This is a genomic window from Pigmentiphaga aceris (assembly GCF_008119665.1).
In the GTDB taxonomy this organism is placed as follows: Bacteria; Pseudomonadota; Gammaproteobacteria; order Burkholderiales; family Burkholderiaceae_B; genus Pigmentiphaga; species Pigmentiphaga aceris.
Map to the genome: position 1 here is coordinate 5,827,882 of NZ_CP043046.1, position 18,714 is coordinate 5,846,595.

Annotated in this window: 28 protein-coding genes; 4 read left to right on the plus strand and 24 right to left on the minus strand. The window is 59.4% G+C overall.

Features of this window, described 5'->3' with window-relative positions; genetic code table 11:
• Window positions 1-104 precede the first annotated feature (104 nt).
• Together FXN63_RS25060 and FXN63_RS25065 are read left to right on the plus strand one after the other, a co-directional pair.
• A complete protein-coding gene (locus FXN63_RS25060) occupies window positions 105-998 on the plus strand; it encodes a carbohydrate ABC transporter permease (protein WP_148818223.1) in 894 nt (297 codons plus the stop codon).
• A 6-nt stretch (window positions 999-1,004) separates the two neighbouring features.
• Window positions 1,005-1,820, plus strand: a complete 816-nt coding sequence (locus tag FXN63_RS25065) for a carbohydrate ABC transporter permease (protein WP_148818224.1) — start codon at window positions 1,005-1,007, stop codon at window positions 1,818-1,820.
• 15 nt (window positions 1,821-1,835) lie between these two features.
• Here the strand turns inward: FXN63_RS25065 and mtlD are convergent, their stop codons facing one another.
• Together mtlD and FXN63_RS25075 are read right to left on the minus strand one after the other, a co-directional pair.
• Entirely contained in the window at window positions 1,836-4,007 is a 2,172-nt protein-coding gene (gene mtlD, locus FXN63_RS25070) for a bifunctional mannitol-1-phosphate dehydrogenase/phosphatase (RefSeq protein ID WP_148818225.1), read from the minus strand.
• Between the two features lie 162 nt (window positions 4,008-4,169).
• A complete protein-coding gene (locus FXN63_RS25075) occupies window positions 4,170-5,141 on the minus strand; it encodes an ABC transporter substrate-binding protein (RefSeq protein WP_425468635.1) in 972 nt (323 codons plus the stop codon).
• A gap of 510 nt (window positions 5,142-5,651) precedes the next feature.
• On the opposite strand from FXN63_RS25075, the gene FXN63_RS25080 reads away from it, so the two are divergent.
• Together FXN63_RS25080 and map are read left to right on the plus strand one after the other, a co-directional pair.
• A complete protein-coding gene (locus tag FXN63_RS25080) occupies window positions 5,652-5,915 on the plus strand; it encodes a ParD-like family protein (protein ID WP_148818227.1) in 264 nt (87 codons plus the stop codon).
• Window positions 5,912-6,706 carry a type I methionyl aminopeptidase gene (map, locus tag FXN63_RS25085; RefSeq protein WP_148818228.1) on the plus strand — a complete coding sequence of 265 codons (795 nt, stop codon included), beginning with the start codon at window positions 5,912-5,914 and terminating at the stop codon, window positions 6,704-6,706. Before FXN63_RS25080 ends, map begins: the two co-directional genes overlap by 4 nt.
• A 166-nt stretch (window positions 6,707-6,872) precedes the next feature.
• Here map and FXN63_RS25090 read toward each other — a convergent pair whose 3' ends face one another.
• The 22 genes from FXN63_RS25090 to rpsC form a co-directional block, all read right to left on the minus strand.
• Complete coding sequence (locus FXN63_RS25090; RefSeq protein ID WP_148818229.1) at window positions 6,873-7,274, minus strand: GFA family protein; 402 nt, start codon at window positions 7,272-7,274, stop codon at window positions 6,873-6,875.
• A gap of 157 nt (window positions 7,275-7,431) precedes the next feature.
• Window positions 7,432-7,827 (minus strand): 50S ribosomal protein L17, encoded by a 396-nt coding sequence (rplQ, locus tag FXN63_RS25095; RefSeq protein ID WP_148818230.1) that lies wholly within the window; start codon window positions 7,825-7,827, stop codon window positions 7,432-7,434.
• Window positions 7,828-8,035: 208 nt separating this feature from the next.
• Complete coding sequence (locus FXN63_RS25100) at window positions 8,036-9,022, minus strand: DNA-directed RNA polymerase subunit alpha (protein WP_148818231.1); 987 nt, start codon at window positions 9,020-9,022, stop codon at window positions 8,036-8,038.
• 135 nt (window positions 9,023-9,157) lie between these two features.
• Window positions 9,158-9,781: a 30S ribosomal protein S4 gene (rpsD, locus tag FXN63_RS25105; RefSeq protein WP_148818232.1), complete on the minus strand. Its 624-nt coding sequence runs from the start codon at window positions 9,779-9,781 to the stop codon at window positions 9,158-9,160.
• A 238-nt stretch (window positions 9,782-10,019) separates the two neighbouring features.
• Window positions 10,020-10,424 carry a 30S ribosomal protein S11 gene (rpsK, locus tag FXN63_RS25110; protein WP_148818233.1) on the minus strand — a complete coding sequence of 135 codons (405 nt, stop codon included), beginning with the start codon at window positions 10,422-10,424 and terminating at the stop codon, window positions 10,020-10,022.
• 26 nt (window positions 10,425-10,450) lie between these two features.
• The gene (rpsM, locus tag FXN63_RS25115) at window positions 10,451-10,816 is read right to left on the minus strand and encodes a 30S ribosomal protein S13 (protein WP_148818234.1); all 366 of its coding nucleotides are present in this window, start codon (window positions 10,814-10,816) and stop codon (window positions 10,451-10,453) included.
• A gap of 30 nt (window positions 10,817-10,846) precedes the next feature.
• Window positions 10,847-10,960 carry a 50S ribosomal protein L36 gene (gene rpmJ / locus FXN63_RS25120; protein ID WP_148818235.1) on the minus strand — a complete coding sequence of 38 codons (114 nt, stop codon included), beginning with the start codon at window positions 10,958-10,960 and terminating at the stop codon, window positions 10,847-10,849.
• A 152-nt stretch (window positions 10,961-11,112) separates the two neighbouring features.
• Window positions 11,113-12,438 carry a preprotein translocase subunit SecY gene (gene secY, locus FXN63_RS25125; RefSeq protein ID WP_148818236.1) on the minus strand — a complete coding sequence of 442 codons (1,326 nt, stop codon included), beginning with the start codon at window positions 12,436-12,438 and terminating at the stop codon, window positions 11,113-11,115.
• 16 nt (window positions 12,439-12,454) lie between these two features.
• Window positions 12,455-12,886 carry a 50S ribosomal protein L15 gene (gene rplO / locus FXN63_RS25130; protein WP_148818237.1) on the minus strand — a complete coding sequence of 144 codons (432 nt, stop codon included), beginning with the start codon at window positions 12,884-12,886 and terminating at the stop codon, window positions 12,455-12,457.
• Between the two features lie 10 nt (window positions 12,887-12,896).
• Entirely contained in the window at window positions 12,897-13,082 is a 186-nt protein-coding gene (gene rpmD / locus FXN63_RS25135; RefSeq protein WP_148818238.1) for a 50S ribosomal protein L30, read from the minus strand.
• A gap of 3 nt (window positions 13,083-13,085) precedes the next feature.
• Entirely contained in the window at window positions 13,086-13,610 is a 525-nt protein-coding gene (gene rpsE / locus FXN63_RS25140) for a 30S ribosomal protein S5 (protein ID WP_148818239.1), read from the minus strand.
• Window positions 13,611-13,621: 11 nt separating this feature from the next.
• Window positions 13,622-13,987 carry a 50S ribosomal protein L18 gene (gene rplR, locus FXN63_RS25145; protein ID WP_148818240.1) on the minus strand — a complete coding sequence of 122 codons (366 nt, stop codon included), beginning with the start codon at window positions 13,985-13,987 and terminating at the stop codon, window positions 13,622-13,624.
• A 14-nt stretch (window positions 13,988-14,001) separates the two neighbouring features.
• Window positions 14,002-14,535 (minus strand): 50S ribosomal protein L6, encoded by a 534-nt coding sequence (gene rplF / locus FXN63_RS25150; RefSeq protein WP_148818241.1) that lies wholly within the window; start codon window positions 14,533-14,535, stop codon window positions 14,002-14,004.
• A 10-nt stretch (window positions 14,536-14,545) separates the two neighbouring features.
• Window positions 14,546-14,941 carry a 30S ribosomal protein S8 gene (gene rpsH, locus FXN63_RS25155; protein ID WP_148818242.1) on the minus strand — a complete coding sequence of 132 codons (396 nt, stop codon included), beginning with the start codon at window positions 14,939-14,941 and terminating at the stop codon, window positions 14,546-14,548.
• Between the two features lie 14 nt (window positions 14,942-14,955).
• Window positions 14,956-15,261, minus strand: coding sequence for a 30S ribosomal protein S14 (gene rpsN, locus FXN63_RS25160; RefSeq protein ID WP_148818243.1), 306 nt, complete (start codon window positions 15,259-15,261; stop codon window positions 14,956-14,958).
• 11 nt (window positions 15,262-15,272) lie between these two features.
• Entirely contained in the window at window positions 15,273-15,812 is a 540-nt protein-coding gene (rplE, locus tag FXN63_RS25165) for a 50S ribosomal protein L5 (protein ID WP_148818244.1), read from the minus strand.
• Window positions 15,813-15,824: 12 nt separating this feature from the next.
• A complete protein-coding gene (gene rplX / locus FXN63_RS25170) occupies window positions 15,825-16,148 on the minus strand; it encodes a 50S ribosomal protein L24 (RefSeq protein WP_148818245.1) in 324 nt (107 codons plus the stop codon).
• 10 nt (window positions 16,149-16,158) lie between these two features.
• On the minus strand, window positions 16,159-16,527 hold the full coding sequence (gene rplN, locus FXN63_RS25175) for a 50S ribosomal protein L14 (RefSeq protein ID WP_148818246.1): 369 nt from the start codon (window positions 16,525-16,527) through the stop codon (window positions 16,159-16,161).
• A 449-nt stretch (window positions 16,528-16,976) separates the two neighbouring features.
• Window positions 16,977-17,240, minus strand: coding sequence for a 30S ribosomal protein S17 (rpsQ, locus tag FXN63_RS25180; protein ID WP_148818247.1), 264 nt, complete (start codon window positions 17,238-17,240; stop codon window positions 16,977-16,979).
• Between the two features lie 2 nt (window positions 17,241-17,242).
• Window positions 17,243-17,434 carry a 50S ribosomal protein L29 gene (gene rpmC, locus FXN63_RS25185; RefSeq protein ID WP_148819817.1) on the minus strand — a complete coding sequence of 64 codons (192 nt, stop codon included), beginning with the start codon at window positions 17,432-17,434 and terminating at the stop codon, window positions 17,243-17,245.
• Between the two features lie 17 nt (window positions 17,435-17,451).
• Window positions 17,452-17,868: a 50S ribosomal protein L16 gene (gene rplP / locus FXN63_RS25190; protein ID WP_148818248.1), complete on the minus strand. Its 417-nt coding sequence runs from the start codon at window positions 17,866-17,868 to the stop codon at window positions 17,452-17,454.
• A 2-nt stretch (window positions 17,869-17,870) separates the two neighbouring features.
• On the minus strand, window positions 17,871-18,713 hold the full coding sequence (gene rpsC, locus FXN63_RS25195) for a 30S ribosomal protein S3 (RefSeq protein ID WP_148818249.1): 843 nt from the start codon (window positions 18,711-18,713) through the stop codon (window positions 17,871-17,873).
• Window position 18,714 lies beyond the last annotated feature (1 nt).

Consider the following 18,714-nt stretch of genomic DNA (forward strand, 5'->3'; position numbering starts at 1 on the left):
AGTCCGGCATTTGTGCCTGGTGACGGCAGCTTGATGACCAGCACCTAGCAACCGGCACTCGACACCTGCCCCACGCCCCGACGACAACCGCAACCTGCACCCGTATGAGCAAACTGCTGAATCCATCCCGACGCACGAACATCACGGTCGGCTGGCTATTGCTGCTGCCCTCTGCGGTGCTGCTGGTCGCGTTCACGCACTACCCCGCGCTGGCCACTTTCTGGCATAGCGCGTTTTCCACCCCCAAGGGCATTCGGCCTGCGCGTTTCATTGGTTTCGACCAGTACCGTGCAATGGCAGACGACCCAGTGTTCTGGACAGCGCTGGTCAACAATCTCTGGTATGCAGCGGGCACCATCGTGCCCGCTATTGCGCTCGCGATGTTGATGGCGCTGTGGGTCAACGGCAAACTCGCTGGCCGTGGTTTTTTGCGGCTGGCCTTCTTCACGCCCACAGTGTTGCCGATGATCGCCGTCGCCAACATCTGGCTGTTCTTCTACACGCCCAGCTACGGGCTGCTGGACCAGATTCGCGGCCTGTTCGGACTGTCCGCCTACAACTGGCTGGGCTCGCCCGACACGGTGTTGTGGTGCCTGATGTTCGTGTCCGTCTGGAAGGACGCAGGCTTCTTCATGATCTTCTATCTGGCCGCCTTGCAGCAGATGCCGCCAGAGCTGCGCGAAGCCGCCGAACTGGAAGGAGCCAGTCGCTGGCAGATCTTCCGTCGCGTGACTTTCCCGCTGCTGATGCCGACCACGCTGTTCGTGTTTGTGAACGCCGTGGTGAACGCCTTCCGCCTGGTCGATCACATCGTCGTGATGACGCGTGGCGGGCCGGACAACGCCAGCAACCTGCTGCTGTATTACATCTACGAGACTGGCTTCAAGTTCTGGGATTCGGGCTACGCCGCCGCGCTGACTGTGGTGCTGCTGATGATCCTGGCGCTGGTCGCGCTGTTGCAGTTCACGGTGCTGGAACGTCGCACCCATTACCAGTAGGCCACCATGCAACATTCACGCACTGATTACTGGCTGAATTCCGCAGGTGCCTGGTTGCTGGGCGTGCTGTGGGTGCTGCCGCTGCTGTATGCGATGTGGAGCGCGTTTCACCCCTCGGAATACTCGGCCAACTTCACCTTGTCCGCGCCCTGGACGCTGGATAACTTCCGCGCTGCGTGGGCGGCTGCACCCTTCCCGCAATATTTTTTGAACACCTTCCTGCTGGTCACCAGCATCCTGATCGGGCAACTGGTCTTGTGCACCCTGGGTGCCTACGCATTCGCGCGCTTTCCGTTCCCGGGCAGCAATGTGGTGTTCGGTCTGGTGCTGGTGCAATTGCTGGTCATGCCAGACATCGTCATCGTCGAAAACTACCGCAGCCTGCACTGGCTGGGCATGTCCGACAGCATCGCGGCCATGGCCTTGCCGTACATGGCATCGGCCTTCGGCATCTTCCTGCTGCGACAGACCTTCAAGAGCTTGCCGCGCGAACTGGAAGAAGCCGCGCGCATCGAAGGTTGTGGTCCGCTAGGGGTGTTGTGGCGGGTGTATGTGCCGCTGGCCAAGCCGACGTATGTGGCCTATGCGCTGGTGTCGGTCAGCTACCACTGGAACAATTTCCTGTGGCCGCTGATCGTGTCGAACTCGGTGAACACGCGTCCGCTGACGGTGGGGCTGGCGGTGTTTTCGGGTACCGATCAAGGCATCGACTGGGCGATTATCAACGCGGCCACATTGTTCGCAGCCGCGCCTTTGCTGATCGCATTCCTGCTGTTCCAGCGTCAGTTCGTGCAAAGCTTCCTGCGCGCGGGGATTCGATAAATCCCCGCGCCACCATCACGCCATTTCGTGTTCGCTGACCGGTGCCAGCGGCCATGCCCAATGCTCGGAAGCCGGGTCCGACAAGTTGGCAAAGTGCGCGCTGATCCTGCTGATCAAGGCCGCATCCCTGGTCGCGTCCAGGCCTTGATAGACCTTGCCGTTGTACGGCCCCGACCAGGTCAACACGGCCGCGACTGAACGATCTTTTTCGTACAGTGCCTTGATGCGTTTGCACTCCTCGTCGTCAGGCGTCAGCAGGCGTACCGCGTACAGAATGCCCAGCGCGATGCCGAACTCCAGCATCGGGGTAGGAATGTCGCGTTTGGCCGCCAGGTCGATGCTGCCCAGAATGCGTTCCTTGCGCTGAAGCTTGCGCAGTGGGTCGCGCCCGACGCGATTGCACGGGTCTTTGAACGAAGCCTTGCAGCGCTGGATGAATCGCCCCACGAAGCTGCCGACGTGTGTGGCCAGGCGCGGGCTTTCCAGCAGCATGGCGGGCTTGATTTCATCGTTGATCAGGCGACGTACCAGCGCATTGACCCGGTCGTCACCCATGCCCTGCCCGATGGTCTGATAACCCAGCAGGCTGGAATACCAGGCAATGATCGCGTGCGTGCCGTTCAGCAGCTTGTTCTTGATCGCCTGGATCTCTGTGATGTCTGCCACCGTGTGCACCTGGCGCAGACGCTCCAGAATCTTGCTGCCTTTCTCGGCATACAAAGGCATGTCGGGGCCACTCTGGAACAGGCCCATGTGCAGCTTTTCCAGTGCGTGGGTCAGCCGCGAAGCCTGGCCCAGTCGGTCGGTAATCAGCTTCACGCTCAAGTCAGCCGGCAAGGCTCGTCCGGCTTCGGCCTTGAGCGCGGCGGGATAACCGTTTGCACCCAGTTCATGCTCGAAGGCACCGAAGTTGATGCGCACCTGCTTCAACAAGGTCTCGCGTGGAATCTTCGACACGATGCGATTGACCACGGTTTCGGCAAACACCGTCTTCTGCATGATCTCGTCGGCCAGCTCGGACGACACCCGCTTCAGCAAGGCGTCGTGTACCTGCTTGCGCACGAAGGCCGCGCCCGACACCTTGTTCAACACCACCAGCACGGTCAGCTCGCGTCCATGCCGTTCATGGCGTGCAATCAAGCCTTTGGCGATCACCCCAGCCTGCTGTTTGATGGCAGATTCAGGCAGGCTCAGGCCCACGATTTCCGACACGGCATACATATCGCAGATGGCGGCCTCATCGGCGCTGTCGATGATGCGAACGCGGTCGATGGTCTGGTCAAATGCCAGGTCGCCGTAGTGCACATCGAACTTGCCGAAGGCATTCACCAAGCCACGCAAGGTGGCGTTGCCGGTTACGCCGATGATCTCGGTCGGACGTGTATAGCCGTCCCAGTGGGAGAAGATCTGCGTGAGGTACCCGCCACCGATGGCACCAAAACCGTGGATACCTGCCACCACATCGTTCAGCGCTTGCGGAAACGGTTCGGTCAGTTCAGGGACCGGCAGGTTGGGCGTGAATTCCACCAGGTCGGCCAGGAAACCGGTCATGGCTTCGTAGAACCGGAAGGCCTGCAGCTTGATGTACGGCGCGGGTTCCTTGATGTCGCGGATCAGGATCGGCAAGCCACCGGCCCCGGCTGCAGACAACAAGCCGTTTTCGGAATCTTCGAACATCAGGCACTGCTCGGGCACGCAATTCAATTCGCTGGCAGCCGTCAGGAAGATTTCCGGGTGCGGCTTGCCCTGCGTGACTTCGTCACCGCAGACCGTGATGTCGAAGTACTTCATCACGTTGGCGTTGATCAGGTATTCCTCGGCAATCGCGCGGCGGCTTGATGTCGCCACGGCCATCAGCAAGCCGTTTTTCTTCAGACGTTCAAGCACTTCGCTCAGGCCATCTTTCACGGGCACGCCGTGGGTGCGCACGTGCTGCAACTCCAACTCGTCAGCGCGTTTGCGGATCTCGGCATAAGGGTAGGCCTCGCCATAACGCTGCTTGGCCAGTGCCTCGGCCTTCTTTGCGCTCAGGCCCAAAGAGCCCAGCAAGATGTCTTCGCCGATGGGTTCACCAAAGAGTTCGGTCGACGCCTGTGCCAGCGTTTTGAACCGGAGTCGTTCGGTGTCGAACATGGTGCCGTCCATATCAAAAATGGCGGCCTGGATCTGTCTCTCTTTAAAAATCATATGTGTTCTCCTCCCTTTGCTTTCTCAGTCTGCGAACACGAGGCGCGCAGGCTGTTTACATGCACCCGGGCAGAGGCCCGGGTGCCTTGTCTCGCATTGGCTTGCTTGGCTTGGCTTGCTTGGCTTGCTTGGCTTGGCTTGCTTGCGGTCTGAACGGCCTGCTTACAGCGCGGCTTCGACGCGCTGTGCGACATCCGCAGGCACCCAGGTCTTCCACACGGCACCATGCGTCTTCAGGAAGTACTTGGGCACATCGGCAAGCTCCGCGTTTTCACGATCCAGCCAGCCCAGCGTGTCGTTGATGGCCGCATCCGGGATCGACACCTTGGTGAAGAAGGCGGTCAAGGCGGGAGCCTGCTGGGTGAACTGCGTGTTCAAGCCGGTCACGATCGGATTGGGCTTGTAGTCCGTCGGCGTGGGGCTCGCGCACTCGGGGTCGACCAGGCAGGCATAGGCCTTCTCGTCCAGCGGTGGCATTTCCAGCTTCACCAAGTCGAGTGCGCCCATCAGCGGCGTGGGCGTCCAGTAGTAGAAGACGATGTCTTTCTTGCGCTTGTACGCCGACGTGATCGCGGCTTTCTGCGCGGCGCTGTTGCCGGGCGCGTACATCACGTAGTCCTGATCCAGCTTGAGCGCTTTCATCAGGTTCTCGCTGGATGTTCCGCATACCCAGCCCACCGGGCACCCGTACAAGCGGCCCTTGGCCGGGTCTTCCGGGTCAACGAACTTGTCTTTGAAGCGGCCCAGGTCCGTGGCTTTCTTCAGTTCCGGATAACGCTCGGCGGTGTAGCGCGGGATGTACCAGCCTTCGCGGCCGGTGAACACCTGGCCAACTGCCTTGACCTTGCCGTCGGCCAAGGCCTTCTGCCAGACGTCGCCCATCATGTTGACCCAGATTTCGCTGTTCACATCGACGTCACCGCGTTGCAGCGCGGTCAACATCGGCAACGTCTCGCCAGACTCGACCACCGTCTTGCAGCCGTAGCCCTTTTCCAGAATGAATCGTTCGATACCAACCAAGGTCAGATTCGATTCCCAGTTCATGCCGCCAAACCGGACCGGGCGGTCTAGTTCGCACTGAGGATCGGCAGCCTGTGCCGTGGTGTGCAGCCCTGCGCTCAACGCAAGTGCCATGAAAGTGGTCGAAAGTTTCAGTCTGGAAAGACGATGCATCTACGGGGGGTTCCTTGTGTGGGTGTTGATGTGAGCGTGGATGTGGCGACGACAGTGCTGCACGCACCTGACAGCAGATTCAACCCACCCCGGATCGACACACAATCACGAGCGGAAAACACCGAGCGAGAAGCAGGCCTGCGCAATGCGAAGGCAAAAGTGCGGAGTGGGTGGGCGACTCGATGTCAGAAAGGTGTTGACCTCACTGACTACAAGTGCCGTCGGACAAGAGCAGCTTTTTAGGGTAGCCGATAGATTTGTGCAGCGCAAGATAAAAGCTGGATGAAAGCCATTGATGAACGATGCAATCAAGATGGCAGAAATTGCCGATTATCCCGATATAACAGGGGAATGGCCGGTTTGATACATGCGTTTTTTGGTCAAGATTTCACTGCATCAAAATTCTGTGATTGCGCTATTATTCATATACGTTTTATATATGTTTCGTATAGCAGTTACAGGTAGGTAGTGATGGGCATCGTCAAGATTTCAGACCTCATGCACGAGAATCTTCGGGTGGTTGGCAACGCACTCAGCCGCTCGATCAATGCCCAGGCAGAGCACTGGATGCGCATCGGCATGCTGGCGGAATTGCACCCCGAGCTGTCTCATCAGGACATCAGCAAACTGCTGATTCGTGTCGAACAGGCGGGCGGTTTTGATTTGGCGACGGTAAGTGCGCTGATTGATGCGTCGCCCGCAGCAGCCTCGCAAAACCTGGCCACCCAGCCATGATCGCGGCGGTTCCGCTGCGCACTGCCGCCGAGATCGACAAGTCACGTGCGGCAGGCATGCTGGCCGCAGAGGTGTTGGCCATGATCGCGCCGTTTGTGAAACCCGGCGTCACCACCGAAGCACTGGACAAGCGCTGCTACGACTACATCGTCGACGTGCTGCAGGCCACGCCCGCCAATATCGGCTACCAAGGCTACGAGAAGACCGTGCTGACGTCCGTGAACCATGTGGTGTGCCACGGCATCCCCTCGGCTACCAAAACGCTCAGAGACGGCGATATCGTCAATATCGACGTGGCCTTGATCAAGGACGGCTGGTTCGGCGACACGAGCCGCATGTATTTCGCGGGGGAGCCCAGCGTGCTGGCAAGACGCCTGGTCGACACCAGCTTCGAAGCCTTGCGCGCGGGCATTCGGCAGGTAAAGCCCGGGGCAACACTGGGCGACATCGGTCACGCCATTCAGACCGTTGCCCACCGCGAAGGCTTCAGCGTGGTCCGCGAGTACTGCGGTCACGGCATTGGCCAAACTTATCATGACGAGCCCGAAGTGCTGCACTACGGCCGCCCCGGTCAGGGTCTGCGACTGAAGGCAGGCATGATCTTCACCATAGAGCCGATGATCAACGCCGGCAAACGCGACATCCGGCAGTTGGCCGATGGCTGGACGGTGGTCACCAAGGACCATTCACTGTCGGCGCAGTGGGAACACATGGTGGTGGTGACCGACACGGGGTTCGAGGTACTGACGCCCTGGCCGGATCAGGATGGGACGTATCCGGCGATTGCGTAAGGTCTACCGCTGGAGGCTGATGGATGCGAGCACAGGTGATGTGATGAGCGGGGCAGTGATCCGTCGTCAAGGGGCCGTGAGCCCTTATCTGGTCACGGCCCATCAGATGACCACGAATGAGCACGACCCATCAGCACGCACGCGCCAATAGCCTTGCGGCTGCCTCTCAGGGCGCTGCGCCAGGAAACTGCGGCAGATCGTCTGCGATCGTGTGCCAAGCCGCTTTGCTGGCAGTATGCACATGCATCTGCGGCCGCAGCTCAGGATCGTCATCAAGCAGCCCAAGCGGCAAACCATAGACGTCGGGATAGTCGTCGAAACGACTCAGCACTGGCGAACCGCAGACCTTGCAAAAGACGCGATACGTGCCTGGTGAAGACGCGTAGAACGTAAGCAAGGCCTCGCCTTCAAGCAAGTGGAAGTCTTTCACCGCAACGCCGGCCCGTGCTCGAAAGGCAGATCCCTGCGCCTTCTGGCACATGGTGCAATGGCAATACAGCGCACCAGTAAGCGGCCCGCGAACTTCGTAGCGTATGCCGCCGCACAGGCAGCTTCCTTTTATTGTCATGTTCGGCCTCGCTTTCGAATCGACTGTTGAACGTCCAGACTGTTGAGCTTCAGTTTCCCATGCCGGAAATAGAAAAAGCCCCCGTCTCCGAGGGCTTTCATCTTGTCTTGCCTGCCGCTACGCGCCTTGGCGCGACTGCGGCATCTTTTGCGACAGCTTACTCAGCGTCGACAGCCGATTCAGCATCGGTTTCTTCAGCGCGGTCGGTCAGCGCGATGTAGCACATCGGTGCGTTGTCGCCTTGGCGGAAGCCGGCCTTCAGGATGCGGGTGTAGCCGCCCGGACGGGCTGCGAAACGCGGGCCGATTTCGGCGAACAGCTTCACGACCAGATCGCGGTCGCGCAGACGGGCGAATGCCAGACGCTTGTTGGCAACCGAGTCAACCTTGGCCAGGGTGATCAGCGGCTCGACGATGCGGCGCAGTTCCTTGGCCTTCGGCACGGTGGTCTTGATGACTTCATGGGTCAGCAGAGCGACCGACATGTTGCGGAACAAAGCCTGACGATGGCTGCTGGTGCGATTGAGCTTACGGAGACCGTGACGGTGACGCATGGCAAATCCTTTACTGTGAATCTAATGAATGACAGCCAATATGGCTGCCGAGGGTCCAGCTCTTCGATCGACGCTGAAATAAAAGCGTCGCGGGCCGGTAATCGAGGGGTGCGAGGATACCATCCCCGCCCCGTCTTGCGGGTGCCACGCAATCAAACGCGGCACCGGTACGACAACTTTCTGACTTGCGGCTGGCGCAAGCGTCCTATTACGGACGCTCGAGGCCCAGCGGGGGCCAGTTCTCAAGCTTCATGCCCAGCGTCAGACCACGTGCAGCCAACACTTCCTTGATTTCGTTCAAGGACTTGCGGCCCAGGTTCGGGGTCTTCAGCAGTTCATTTTCGGTACGCTGGATCAGGTCGCCGATGTAGTAGATGTTTTCGGCCTTCAGGCAGTTGGCCGAACGCACCGTCAGTTCCAGATCGTCAACCGGACGCAGCAGGATCGGATCGATCTGCGGCGTGCCACGAGCAGGTGCTTCGATGGTTTCGGTCGAGCCTTCCAGTGCAGCGAACACCGACAGCTGTTCCATCAGGATGCGAGCCGACTGGCGCACGGCTTCCTCGGGCGAAATCACGCCGTTGGTTTCGATGTCCAGAACCAGCTTGTCCAGATCGGTACGCTGCTCGACGCGAGCGCTTTCGACCGAGTAGCTGACGCGGCGGATCGGGCTGTACGAGGCGTCCAGAACGATACGGCCGATTGCACGGCTGTGGTCGTCGGCGAAGCCGCGCAGGTTACCCGGGACGTAGCCACGGCCCTTTTCGATCTTGATCTGCATTTCCAGCTTGCCGCTGTCGGTCAAGGTGGCAATGACGTGATTCGGGTTGATGATCTCGACGTCGTGCGACAGCTCGATGTCGGCAGCGGTGACCGCGCCAGGACCTTGCTTGCGCAGCGTCAGCGAGACTTCTTCACGGTTGTGCAGCTTGAAGACGACGCCCTTCAGGTTCAGCAGGATGTCGACCACGTCTTCACGGACGCCATCGATCGTCGAGTACTCGTGCACGACACCGGTGATCTGCACTTCGGTGGGGGCATAGCCGGCCATCGAAGACAGCAGGATGCGGCGCAGCGCATTGCCGAGCGTGTGGCCGTAGCCGCGCTCGAACGGTTCCATGATCACTTTGGCGTGATTGGGGCCGACGGCTTCGACGTCGATGTTGCGCGGCTTCAAGAAAGCGGCATTCGCCATGAGACAGTTTTCCTTTTCAATACCCTCGGCTCGTTACACCGATAAGGCTGGGGGCAAACTTGGTGTGCAAGATTTTGCGGACTACAAAAACCAACGCCGCGCCCAAAGGCGCGGCGAAGACTAACCGGTTACTGCTTAGCGCGAGTAAAGCTCGACCACCATCGATTCGTTGATGTCGCGGGCGACATCCGAACGATCGGGGTATTGCTTGAACTTGCCTTCGAGCTTGTTAGCGTCCAGCTCGATCCACTGGGGCAGGCCTTGGCCGATTGCCAGTTGCAGCGATTCCTGGATGCGAGCTTGCTTCTTAGCCTTTTCACGCACGGCGATGATATCGCCCGGCTTGATCTGGATCGAAGCGACGTTGGCGGTGTGACCGTTCAACTGGATCGAGCGGTGGCTCACCAGCTGACGCGCTTCAGCGCGGGTCGAACCGAAGCCCAAGCGATACACGACGTTGTCCAGACGCGATTCGAGAATCTTGATCAGGTTTTCGCCGGTGTTGCCCTTCTGGGCATCAGCTTGTTCGAAGTACTTGCGGAACTGCTTTTCCATCAAGCCGTACATGCGCTTCAGCTTTTGCTTTTCGCGCAGTTGCAGGCCGTAGTCAGAAGTACGGGCACCCGAGGTGCGGCCGTGCTGACCGGGCTTGCTGTCCAGCTTGCACTTGGATTCCAGCGAACGACGCGAGCTCTTCAGGAAGAGGTCGGTGCCTTCGCGGCGGGAGAGCTTGCATTTCGGGCCAATGTAGCGTGCCACAATTTTTCCTTTCTCTGTCAGGTCCGGGGCGGCTCTTGCGCCGGACGAGGAGTCTGCCCGCAACATGCATCAAACGTACGTTGATTACGTACGCGGCAGACGGTGGTCTTAGACGATCAGGAAGCACCACCAGGGCGGTACGACCAAGATTACGTATAGAACGTGACTTACTGGTCTTGCGTGTCCTGCGCAACCGGGTTACTTGCCACATCGCGCCAGGCGCGACGAGGCAGGAAACTCAGATGCGACGACGCTTCGGCGGACGGCAGCCGTTGTGCGGCACGGGGGTGATGTCAGCGATGCTGGCGATCTTGATACCCAGTGCGTTCAACGCGCGGACCGACGATTCGCGACCCGGGCCAGGGCCCTTGATGCGAACTTCGAGGGTCTTGATACCGTACTCGATCGCCACGCGACCAGCGGCTTCCGCTGCAACCTGAGCTGCGAACGGCGTCGACTTGCGCGAGCCCTTGAAGCCAGCGCCGCCCGACGTTGCCCACGACAGAGCATTGCCCTGACGGTCGGTGATCGTGATGATCGTGTTGTTGAACGAAGCGTGGACGTGTGCGATACCGTCCGAAACGTTCTTTTTGACTTTCTTGCGAACGCGCTGCGAAGCGCTGTTGTTCTGTGCCTTAGCCATGTCTGAGTCCTTGCCTGGTCAGCCGATTACTTCTTCTGCGCCACGCCGGCCTTACGGGGGCCTTTGCGGGTGCGAGCGTTCGTGCGGGTACGTTGACCGCGCACCGGCAGACCGCGCTTGTGACGCAGACCACGGTAAGTTCCCAGGTCGATCAAACGCTTGATCGACAACTGGATTTCGCGACGCAGATCGCCTTCAACAGCGAAGGCGTTCACGTGTTCACGGATGCGCTCGAGCTCAGCGTCATTCAGCTCACGAACTTTCTTGTTAGCGGCGACGCCAGCGGCTTCACAAATCTGAAGCGCGCGGGTGCGACCGATACCGAAGATAGCCGTCAGACCGATAGCGGTGTGCTGTTGCGGCGGGATGTTGATGCCAGCGATACGGGCCATTACCTGTCCTTGTATTCCAAACGCGAGGGCTTAGCCCTGGCGTTGCTTGTGGCGCGGATCCGTGCAGATCACCCGCACGACACCCTTGCGCTTGATGACCTTGCAATTACGGCAAATGCGCTTGACCGATGCCATTACTTTCATGATTGACTCCTAAACTTCCACCCGGCGGGCCGGGCTCACTTCGAGCGGAACACGATACTTGCTCGGGAGAAATCGCGAGAGGTCGATTCGACCTTCACACGACTCTCCCGGCAGGATCCGAAATAACGTCGTCTTTGGACATGCCTTCACGCTCATCGAGCCGGAAGTTTGCCACCCTTGAAATTAGCTTTCTTGAGCAGCGAATCGTATTGATGCGACATCACGTAGGCCTGAACCTGCGCCATGAAGTCCATCGTTACTACCACCAGGATCAGCAAGGAAGTGCCACCGAAGTAGAACGGCACGTTCCAGCGCAGAACCAGAAACTCGGGCAGCAGACACACGAGAGTGATGTAAATCGCTCCCGACAAGGTCAACCGCGTGAGAATCTTGTCGATATAACGCGAAGTCTGTTCACCAGGACGAATCCCCGGCACGAATGCCCCGCTTTTCTTCAGGTTGTCCGCAGTCTCGCGACTGTTGAAGACAAGCGCTGTGTAGAAAAAGCAGAAGAACACGATAGCGACGGCGTACAGCGCGATATACAGCGGCTGTCCCGGCGACAACGCGGCTGCGATGTCTCGCAACCAACGCGTGCTGTCACCTGTCGAGAACCAGCTTGTCACCGTTGCCGGGAACAAGATGATCGACGACGCGAAGATCGGAGGAATCACACCGGCCATGTTGAGCTTCAAGGGCAGATGCGAGCTTTGCCCGCCATACACCTTGTTGCCCACCTGACGCTTGGCGTAATTCACCACGATCTTGCGTTGACCCCGCTCGACGAACACGACGAAAGCGGTCACGAGAACCACCAACACCATGATCACCAGCGCCGACAACACTGCCATCGCACCCGTGTTGACCAGCTCGAAGAGCCCCGCCATCGCGCTCGGGAGACCCGCTGCGATACCGGAGAAAATCAGGATCGAGATGCCGTTACCCAGCCCACGCTCCGTGATTTGCTCGCCAAGCCACATCAAAAACATCGTACCGGTCAGCAGCGACACCACGGTCGTCACGCGGAAGATCACACCCGGGTCGATGACCAGACCAGGTTGCGATTCCAGTGCGACAGAGATACCTACTGCCTGAACCAGACCCAGCAACAACGTGCCGTAGCGCGTGTATTGCGTAATCCGTCGACGACCAGCCTCGCCCTCTTTCTTGATCGCTTCGAGCGACGGCACGACTACCGTCATCAGCTGCATGATGATCGATGCCGAAATGTACGGCATGATCCCCAGCGCGAAGATGGAGAAGCGCGACAACGCCCCGCCCGAGAACATATTGAACAGACCGAGAATACCGCCCTGATTCTGGCGAAACAGGGCAGTCAACTCGTTCGGATCGATTCCCGGGACCGGGATGTGTGTGCCGAGGCGATAGACCACGAGGGCGAGCAGCAGGAAGACCAGCCGGCGCTTCAGATCGCCGAACTTGTTGCCAGTCTTACCCAGTGCGTTCGCAGTAGCCAAAGCGTCAGTCCCCGATTCAGGCTACGGAGCCGCCAGCGGCTTCGATCGCCGCCTTGGCACCAGCCGTCGCCGAAATACCCTTGAGGGCAACCTTGCGCGACAGTTCACCCGACAGGATGACCTTGACGTAGCGCACGGGCTGGCCGATCACGCCGGCTTGCTTCAGTGCTTGCACATCGACTTCGTCGACGGGCAGCGCTTGAAGGTCCGAGAGACGGATTTGAGCGGAAAGATGACCACCCAGGGGCTTGAAACCACGCTTCGGCAGGCGACGTTGCAGCGGCATTTGACCGCCTTCGAAGCCAACCTTGTGGAAGCCGCCCGAACGGGACTTCTGACCTTTGTGACCACGGCCCGAGGTCTTGCCCAGGCCAGAGCCGATACCGCGGCCAACACGACGCTTAGCGTGCGTTGCGCCTTCGGCGGGCTTGATCGTATTGAGTTGCATGATGTGTTCCTCAGGCTTCCGCTACGGTGAGCAGATAGATCACCTTGCGGATCATCCCGCGCACTTCCGGCGTGTCTTCGAGTACGCGGCTGGTGTTGATGCCGCGCAGTCCGAGGCCACGGACCGTGGCGCGGTGCGATTCGGGCGTCCCGATCGGGGAACGCACGAGCGTCACTTTAATGCGCTTGTCTGCCATGATTTACCCCAGAATTTCTTCAACGGACTTGCCGCGCTTGGCTGCGATATCAGCCGGCGTCGACACGTTCTTCAGACCGTTGAGGGTGGCGCGGACCAGGTTGTAAGGGTTGGTCGAGCCGAGGCTCTTCGCAACCACGTTACGCACACCCAGCACGTCGAAAATCGCGCGCATCGGGCCGCCGGCGATAACGCCAGTACCTTCAGCGGCCGGCGACATCAGCACCGTCGAGGCGCCATGCTTGCCGATCACGGTGTGATGCAGCGTGCCGTTCTTCAGGGGCACCTTGATCAGACCGCGACGGGCCTGTTCCATTGCCTTCTGAACAGCGACAGGCACTTCACGCGACTTGCCCTTGCCCATGCCCACGCGGCCGTCACCGTCGCCAACCACGGTCAGTGCAGCGAAGCCGAGGATACGGCCGCCCTTCACGACTTTGGTCACGCGGTTCACGGCGATCATCTTCTCGCGAAGACCGTCGTCGTTTTGTTCCGCTTGAGCGTTCTTGTTACCTTGCATCTTGGCCATTTGATCCTCGCTTAGAACTTCAGGCCGGCTTCGCGGGCAGCGTCAGCAACAGCTTTGACGCGACCGTGATAGCGGAAACCGGAACGGTCAAACGCAACCGTCTCGATGCCTGCAGCCTTGGCTTTTTCGGCCACGCGCTTGCCCACCAGGGTCGCTGCAGCGACGTTGCCGCCCTTGCCCGACTCGCTGGAGAGTTGCGAACGCACATCGGCCTCGACGGTCGACGCGCTCACCAGCACCTTGTCGCCTTCCGGCGAGATGATGTTTGCGTAGATGTGCGTGTTGGTGCGGAACACCGCCAGGCGATGAACGCGCAACTCGGCGATCTTGCGGCGGGTTGCCTGCGCACGGCGCAGACGACTTTGCTTCTTGTCCATGATTCGTCCCGGCCTTATTTCTTCTTGGTCTCTTTGATGATGACCTTTTCACCGGCGTAACGGACACCCTTGCCCTTGTAGGGTTCGGGTTCACGATACGCGCGGATCTCGGCCGCCACCTGACCAACACGTTGCTTGTCGGCGCCCTTCAGAACGACTTCGGTCTGCGTCGGCGTTGCCACCGTCACGCCAGCAGGCATCTGATGCACGATGTCGTGCGAGAAGCCCAGCTGCAATTTGACCGAGTCACCTTGGGCGGTAGCACGGTAGCCCACGCCAACCAGCGTCAGCTTGCGCTCGAAACCCTTGCTGACACCGGTGACCATGTTCGCGACCAGCGCGCGCACGGTACCCGACATCGCCTTGGCTTCCCGCGAGTCGTTGGCTGCAGCGAAAGTCAGCTTGCCGTCGGCTTCGGTGATCGTGACCTGGCCGGTGAGCGGCTGGGTCAGCGAACCCTGGGGGCCCTTGACGACGATCTGGCTGTCGGTGACAGTGGCCTCGATGCCCTTGGGCAGCTCGACCGGATACTTGGCAATACGTGACATCGTTGTCCCCTTATGCCACGTAGGCGATGACTTCGCCGCCCACGCCATTGGCGCGTGCTTTGCGATCGGTCATCACGCCACGCGAGGTGGACACAATGGTCACGCCAAGGCCGTTCATCACTTGAGGGATGTCGTGACGTCCCTTGTAGATGCGCAGGCCAGGCTTCGAGACGCGGTCGATGCGCTCGATGACCGGACGACCGGCGTAATACTTCAGCGAGATTTCGAGTTCGGGCTTCGCGCCATTGGCGTTGACCTTGAAATCGTCGATGTAACCTTCTTCTTTCAGCACGGCGACAATAGCCACCTTCAGCTTGGAAGAGGGCATCGTCACTGATACTTTTTCGACGCGTTGCGCATTACGAATGCGCGTCAGCAGGTCGGCGATCGGATCGCTCATGCTCATATGAAGTGCCTCTCTTACCAGCTTGCCTTGGTCATACCGGGGATCTCGCCGCGCATAGCCATCTCGCGCAGTTTCATCCGGGACAGACCGAACTTGCTAAACACGCCACGCGGGCGACCAGTCACCATGCAGCGGTTACGCTGACGGGTGGGGTTTGCGTTACGCGGCAGTTGCTGAATCTTCAGACGTGCCTGATAACGCTCTTCGTCCGTCTTGGACGAATCGTCTACGATCGCCTGGAGCTCAGCACGCTTGGGAGCGTACTTGGCAGCCAGTTTGGCGCGCTTGGCGTCGCGATTGATGAGTGAGAGCTTAGCCACTACATCACCCCTTAGTTACGGAACGGGAAGCGGAAGGCGGTCAACAGTGCCTTGGCTTCTTCGTCGGTCTTGGCGGTGGTCGTGATGCTGATGTTCAGCCCACGAAGCGTGTCGATCTTGTCGTATTCGATTTCGGGGAAGATGATCTGTTCCTTCACACCGACGTTGTAGTTCCCGCGGCCATCGAAGGCACGGCCGGAAATACCACGGAAATCTCGTACGCGCGGCAGAGCCACGTTCACCAGGCGATCGAGGAATTCATACATGCGTTGACCACGCAGCGTAACCATCACGCCGATCGGGTAGTTTTCGCGAATCTTGAAACCTGCGATTGCCTTGCGGGTCTTCGTCACAACCGGCTTCTGGCCGGCAATCTTCGTCAGATCGCCAGTAGCGTGCTCGATTACTTTCTTGTCAGCGACGGCTTCCGAGACACCCATGTTCAGGGTGATCTTGGTGATGCGCGGCACTTCCATGACACTCTTGTACCCGAACTTGGTAGCCAGTTCCGGTGCGATGGTGTCGCGATAAACGTCTTGGAGACGAGCCATTTATGTTGCCCCTTACGCCTTCGAACCGACGGCTTCGCCGTTGGAACGGAAAACGCGAACATTCTTGCCGTCGACGAGCTTGAAGCCAACGCGATCGGCCTTGCCGGTCACCTTGTTGAACACAGCCACGTTCGAGATGTGGATGGGCAGGGTCTTTTCGACGATGCCACCGGTCTCGTTCTTGGCCGGATTCGGCTTCTGGTGCTTCTTGACGACGTTGATACCTTCGACCAGCACGTGGTCGGCATCAACGCGAGCAAGCACAACACCGCGCTTGGTCTTGTCACGGCCCGTCAGGACGATGACTTCGTCACCCTTGATAATCTTGCTAGGCATCTTTGGCTCCTTACAGCACTTCAGGAGCCAGAGACACGATCTTCATGAACTTTTCGGTACGCAGCTCGCGCGTGACCGGTCCGAAGATGCGCGTGCCGATGGGCTCGAGCTTGGCGTTGAGCAGAACGGCAGCGTTCGTGCCGAACTTGATGAGCGAACCGTCTTTGCGGCGCACGCCCTTGGCGGTACGAACCACCACAGCGTTATAGATCTCGCCTTTCTTGACGCGTCCGCGCGGGGCCGCATCCTTGACCGTGACTTTGATCACGTCACCGATGCTGGCATAGCGTCGCTTGGAGCCACCGAGAACCTTAATGCACTGCACATGGCGCGCACCAGTATTGTCGGCCACGTCCAGCGTGGTCTGCATTTGAATCATGATTGGCCTTGTCCAACTTAAACGAAAGCCGCGAAGTTCACGGTACCCGCCCTTAGAACGGGGCCAGCCAAATCTGGCTTTCGATCAGTTTTGGTCCCGTCAGAAGCTTTTTTTGAGGCTTCCTGGGGTGGTACCCCGAAACTCGCGTCCCGGGTCGGCGGCGAACACCTCGAACTGTGACCAGCCCAAAGTCTTCCCCGTGAATTTTGCGTCTTGCCAGGGGTATTGCTTATCAGTGCTTTCAGTACCAGACACATGGTGCCGGACACTTTTCTTACCGTCTTGCCTTGCTCTGAAGGAGATCTGCAGAAGAACCAAGCTTTCGAAAGGCCTTAAGTTTTCCCTTGCCCCAAAGCACTGCAAGGCTTGCGTTTAGGCAAGCCTTGCATACTAACCGGTCAGGTCTGACGATGCAAGTGGCACGCACGAATGCATGCCACTAAACAACATCAGATAACGCGGGAAGCTTCGATCAGGCGAGTCACCGCCCAGGACTTGGTCTTCGACACGGGACGAGTCTCAACGATCTCGACCAGGTCGCCTTCCTTGTACTGGTTGGTTTCATCGTGTGCGGCGTACTTACCCGAACGGACGATGATCTTGCCGTACAGCGGATGCTTCACACGACGCTCGACCAATACGGTCACCGTCTTGTTGGCCTTGTCGCTGACAACGCGACCGGACAACGTGCGCTTGCGCTTAGTTTCGCTCATGATTACTTCCCTGCCTTCTGACGCAGCACGGTGCGGACGCGCGCGATGTCGCGACGCACCTTGCCGAGCTGGCTGGTATTGCTCAGCTGCTGGGTGCCCAGCTGCATGCGCAGGCTGAACTGCGCCTTCAGCAGGCTTTCGAGCTCCTTGCCGAGCTCGGCTTCATCTTTCGAAACGAGTTCGCTCGTTTTGATTGCCATGTCGATCCCCTTTACGCGCCGATGAGACGCGTCACGAAGACGGTCGAGATCGGAAGCTTGGCTGCAGCAAGACGGAACGCCTCACGTGCAAGTTCTTCGTTGACCCCGTCCATCTCGTAAAGCACCTTGCCCGGCTGGATCTCGGCGACCCAATACTCCGGATTGCCCTTACCGTTACCCATCCGAACTTCGGCGGGCTTCTGCGAGATCGGCTTGTCGGGGAACACACGGATCCAGATACGACCGCCACGCTTGATGTGACGGGAGATGGCACGACGTGCCGACTCGATCTGGCGTGCGGTCAAACGACCGCGGCCGGTGGCCTTCAGGCCGAATTCGCCGAACGAAACGGCGGCGCCGCGCGTAGCCAGACCGGTGTTACGGCCCTTCTGCTCTTTGCGGTACTTTCTGCGTGCTGGTTGCAGCATGCTTATTCTCCGTCTTTAGCAGGCGCTGCCGCTTCAGCAGCGGGCTTGCGCGCGCCACGCTTAGCAGCGTCGCCAGCCGGCGCCGGACGACCACGACCCGCACCCGGAGCGCCAGGACGTGCACCGCCCGGACGTTCGTTACGGTCATTACGGGGACCACGACGCGGCTTGCGATCGTCTTCCTTCGTAGTGTCCGGGGTCGAGTTCAGATCGTTGGTGCCGAGGTTGTCGCCCTTGTAGACCCACACCTTGATGCCGATCAGGCCATACGTGGTGCTGGCTTCCGAGGTGCCGTAATCGATGTTCGCGCGCAGGGTATGCAACGGCACGCGGCCTTCGCGGTACCACTCGGTGCGAGCGATTTCGATGCCGTTCAAACGGCCGGCGCTCATGATCTTGATGCCTTGGGCACCCAGACGCATCGCGTTTTGCATCGCGCGCTTCATTGCGCGACGGAACATGATGCGCTTTTCGAGCTGTTGCGAGATCGAGTCGGCGATCAGTTGAGCGTCGGTCTCCGGCTTGCGGATTTCCTCGATGTTGACGTGCACAGGCACGCCCATCAAACGCTGCAGATCTGCCTTCAGGACTTCGATGTCTTCGCCCTTCTTGCCGATCACGACACCCGGACGAGCCGAGTAGACGGTGATGCGGGCATTCTTGGCGGGACGCTCGATGACAACGCGACCGACGGACGCGCCCTTGAGTTTCTTCTTCAGATACTCACGGACTTTGATGTCCTGGGCAAGCATGTCGGCGAAAGCGTTGCCATTGGCGAACCAACGCGAGGCCCAGTTGCGGCTGACCGCAAGACGGAACCCGGTAGGGTGAATTTTCTGACCCATC

Bases quoted from the DNA above. Each gene is read 5' to 3' on its own strand.
- FXN63_RS25060 (WP_148818223.1), top strand. From the start codon at position 105: ATGAGCAAACTGCTGAATCCATCCCGACGCACGAACATCACGGTCGGC.
- rplN (WP_148818246.1), bottom strand. From the start codon at position 16,527: ATGATTCAAATGCAGACCACGCTGGACGTGGCCGACAATACTGGTGCG.
- FXN63_RS25100 (WP_148818231.1), bottom strand. From the start codon at position 9,022: ATGGCGAATGCCGCTTTCTTGAAGCCGCGCAACATCGACGTCGAAGCC.
- rplO (WP_148818237.1), bottom strand. From the start codon at position 12,886: ATGCAACTCAATACGATCAAGCCCGCCGAAGGCGCAACGCACGCTAAG.
- FXN63_RS25065 (WP_148818224.1), top strand. From the start codon at position 1,005: ATGCAACATTCACGCACTGATTACTGGCTGAATTCCGCAGGTGCCTGG.
- rplE (WP_148818244.1), bottom strand. From the start codon at position 15,812: ATGGCTCGTCTCCAAGACGTTTATCGCGACACCATCGCACCGGAACTG.
- rpsM (WP_148818234.1), bottom strand. From the start codon at position 10,816: ATGGCCCGTATCGCTGGCATCAACATCCCGCCGCAACAGCACACCGCT.
- FXN63_RS25090 (WP_148818229.1), bottom strand. From the start codon at position 7,274: ATGACAATAAAAGGAAGCTGCCTGTGCGGCGGCATACGCTACGAAGTT.
- rpsH (WP_148818242.1), bottom strand. From the start codon at position 14,941: ATGAGCATGAGCGATCCGATCGCCGACCTGCTGACGCGCATTCGTAAT.
- rplQ (WP_148818230.1), bottom strand. From the start codon at position 7,827: ATGCGTCACCGTCACGGTCTCCGTAAGCTCAATCGCACCAGCAGCCAT.
- FXN63_RS25080 (WP_148818227.1), top strand. From the start codon at position 5,652: ATGGGCATCGTCAAGATTTCAGACCTCATGCACGAGAATCTTCGGGTG.
- rplP (WP_148818248.1), bottom strand. From the start codon at position 17,868: ATGCTGCAACCAGCACGCAGAAAGTACCGCAAAGAGCAGAAGGGCCGT.
- map (WP_148818228.1), top strand. From the start codon at position 5,912: ATGATCGCGGCGGTTCCGCTGCGCACTGCCGCCGAGATCGACAAGTCA.
- rplX (WP_148818245.1), bottom strand. From the start codon at position 16,148: ATGCCTAGCAAGATTATCAAGGGTGACGAAGTCATCGTCCTGACGGGC.
- rpsE (WP_148818239.1), bottom strand. From the start codon at position 13,610: ATGGCCAAGATGCAAGGTAACAAGAACGCTCAAGCGGAACAAAACGAC.
- rpmD (WP_148818238.1), bottom strand. From the start codon at position 13,082: ATGGCAGACAAGCGCATTAAAGTGACGCTCGTGCGTTCCCCGATCGGG.
- mtlD (WP_148818225.1), bottom strand. From the start codon at position 4,007: ATGATTTTTAAAGAGAGACAGATCCAGGCCGCCATTTTTGATATGGAC.
- rpsQ (WP_148818247.1), bottom strand. From the start codon at position 17,240: ATGAGCGAAACTAAGCGCAAGCGCACGTTGTCCGGTCGCGTTGTCAGC.
- rpmJ (WP_148818235.1), bottom strand. From the start codon at position 10,960: ATGAAAGTAATGGCATCGGTCAAGCGCATTTGCCGTAATTGCAAGGTC.
- rplF (WP_148818241.1), bottom strand. From the start codon at position 14,535: ATGTCACGTATTGCCAAGTATCCGGTCGAGCTGCCCAAGGGCATCGAG.
- rpsC (WP_148818249.1), bottom strand. From the start codon at position 18,713: ATGGGTCAGAAAATTCACCCTACCGGGTTCCGTCTTGCGGTCAGCCGC.
- rpsK (WP_148818233.1), bottom strand. From the start codon at position 10,424: ATGGCTAAGGCACAGAACAACAGCGCTTCGCAGCGCGTTCGCAAGAAA.
- rplR (WP_148818240.1), bottom strand. From the start codon at position 13,987: ATGGACAAGAAGCAAAGTCGTCTGCGCCGTGCGCAGGCAACCCGCCGC.
- FXN63_RS25075 (WP_425468635.1), bottom strand. From the start codon at position 5,141: ATGGCACTTGCGTTGAGCGCAGGGCTGCACACCACGGCACAGGCTGCC.